Source organism: Hymenobacter arcticus (assembly GCF_054779975.1).
On record NZ_BAAGXF010000041.1, the window covers coordinates 1 to 2,945 of the forward strand.

The 2,945-nt window shown below is 49.5% G+C and carries 2 protein-coding genes; both read left to right on the top strand.

Annotation, left to right across the window (positions count from 1 at the left end; all coding sequences use genetic code 11):
• On the top strand, positions 1-1,327 hold a 1,327-nt coding region (locus ACYVGC_RS24920), incomplete at its 5' end, for a hypothetical protein (RefSeq protein ID WP_460586559.1).
• A gap of 333 nt (positions 1,328-1,660) precedes the next feature.
• On the top strand, positions 1,661-2,945 hold a 1,285-nt coding region (locus ACYVGC_RS24925; protein ID WP_460586560.1), incomplete at its 3' end, for a DUF6443 domain-containing protein.

A 2,945-nucleotide genomic window follows, 5' to 3' on the forward strand; every position in this document is an offset into this window, starting at 1 on the left:
TTATGCCAAATATGGCTCGCCCGATTTTGTCCGTTCTATTAAGCTAAACGCTTACCAGGTTTGCAGTAATAGCGCGGTCACGGCTGCTGAGGGGACAGCTTATCGTATTTATACAGATTCCTATCTGCCGACTGCGGTTACAGAGCGCTTGTACGATGTGGCAGGGCAAAACCCAATCACTACTACCCGAAACCTGGCGTATTATCCAAACAGGATTCTTAGTCAGGAAGCTACTACCGATAGTAAAGGCCAGTCGATTCAGACTGCTTATAAATATTGCTTTAATTATCCGTCCTCGTCTGCCACTAATCCTACCGTAGCAGCTATTACGGCTATGAGAGCACGTAACATGGTAGCCCTTCCGCTGGAAACTACTGTGTATAAAAACGCGCTGGTTACTGTTAGTACCTTTCAGACTTACCAGGCATCCGGCGTCTCTAACATCACGCCTTATCAAACCTATCAATTTGAACCGGTAGTGCCAACCAGTCAGTACACCGGCATTACTTATAGTGCGGATCCTACTGCCCCGCTCATTTTGAATGGTAATGATAGGCAGGTTAAACTCAAGCTATCTCTGGATAGCTATGATAACAAGGGCAATATTCTGGGACTTTCTCAGGAAGGCAAACAATTGACCAGCTATCAGTGGGGATACAACAGTACCTTACCTATCGCCAAGATAGATAATGCGGCTCCTAATGAGGTATTTCACAGCAACTTTGAAGAAGGTACTGGCTGGGAAACGGACTATTTTGCCTACACTTCGCTACGGGCCCGAACTGGCAGTAATGCGGGTGTTATCATTTCCGATAGGGAAGGTGACCAATACCACAGTTTCAGCACAACTCCGCTCGCCATTAGCCTGACGGCTACCAAGAAATACGTTCTGTCAGGCTGGGTGTATAGTGAAGGGCCAACTGCTCAGCTCTGGCTCTTCTTATATCAACCAGGGAAGACGCGCTACGAGTTCTCTGACTACGTCTACGTAGCGCTGGATAGAGCAGACACGGGCAAGTGGGTATACCTGCAAAAGGAAGTGGATGTCCCCCCAGGCATTACTGGCCTCAATTGCCGCTTAACCAACTTCTATAGCAGCACTAGTGTCGGAAAAGGTCGGGTATGGTTTGATGACGTGCGCATCTATCCGGCTGATGCGCAGATGACGACCTATACGCATCGGCCAGGCATCGGGGTCACCAGTATTTCTGATGCCAACAATAAGCCGACGGTAACTGAGTACGACGAACTGCACCGCTTAAGCCTGCAGCGTGACCAAGATGGTAATGTTGTCAAACAATACCAGTACCACTATAAGAACAAGTAGTGCGACTCCCTCGCACCCTGCCTCATTTTTCGGAAATTGCTATTCTTTTCTATGAAAAGTATTTATTGCTTCGTCCTGCTTGCATTTAGCCTGCTGCAAGTAGCCTTGGTGCAAAAGGCTTGGGGCCAGTGCCCTGGCAGCCCTGACACCAGTACCCTGCCGACCATTAACGCTACTTCCCTATATGCTTGCAACAGCTCCTTCAGCTACGGGGCAAACGTAGGACCGGGTACGTGCTATCCTAATGCGAGTGCGTTACGACTGCAAATAACCATCAACAGTGCAGGTAACTTTACATTCGACTCACGGGGTCCTTCCACTAGTTCGCAGTTGTTGATTGCTGACTCTCAAGGAAGTATACTCTATCCTGCTACAACTGGGGCTGCTTCCTTATACCTTAATCCTGGAACCTATTATGCTACCGTGCAAGGGGCAAACAGCACTGCACAGGGAAAATATATTTATCTTTATATAAGTGTGCCAGCCGCCACGAATCCCCCAGCGGGCGCTGGTCTAGCTCGTGCTATCGATGCGGGCCTGTTAGCTTGTGGAAGCTCTTATACTGACACCCAGAATAATAATCCAGGGAATTGTTTTGGCAATAATTACGATGCCGCTAAGAATAGCAATAATTTCAATGGGCAACGTAGTGACGACGTGTACTACAAGTTTACCCTCCCCGGGCGAGAACAAGTAAGTATCCGGGGCTGTGAATTAGGTTATCCTACTTACCTGCATTTGCTTGACAGCAGTGGGCAATGGATTGTCTCTAACTACGGCAATGGTCCCCTCTGCTCTTCGAGTTACTCCCCTTCGCTACAGCTCACCCTGGAGTCAGGAACCTATTACGTAGTAACTGAAGGAGTTAGCAGTTCCACTTGGAATCTCAAGACGACCATTACAACGGCCATAATTGGTCAACCCCTGCTAACGGTAACGCCAGCAGCCCCAACGGTTGAGCCGGGGACCACTATTCCCCTTGCGGCTAGTGGCGCCTGTTCTTACGTGTGGAAGGACGACAAGGGAACAGTAATAGGGACCGCGGCGCAGGTTACGGTAGCGCCGGCTACTACCACCACCTATACGGTCCAAGGGCTCTCTTCTGATAATAATACAAGTACAGCCTCCGTCACTGTTACTGTCAATCAGGATCAGAATTATATTACCATCAATTCGGTACTCATACCAGGCAAACTGACAGCTAGCGCGGTCAGCGCCATGACTAATTTCGACAATAATAATGCGAGCGTTAGTAGGACAGAATATGCTGCTCGCCAGCAGCAGACAACCTACTTTGATGGTTTAGGCCGCCCAGTCCAACAGATACAAGTTCAGGGCAGTCCGACTAAACTCGATATCGTAACCCCTATCACGTATGATCCGCTTGGTCGACGAGCAACTAATTACTTACCGTATACGGGTAGTACCAACGCGGGCTTTGGTAACAATGGCTCCTACCAAACAGACGCCTTCGCTCAACAGACCGCCTTTTATAGATCCACCACTACCATTTCCCGCATCGCACAAGACGTGAGTCCCCTTACGGTGACGCGGTACGAAACTTCCCCACTGGGCCGGGTAGTCGAACAAGGTGCTCCCGGAGCCGCCTGGCAGCCGG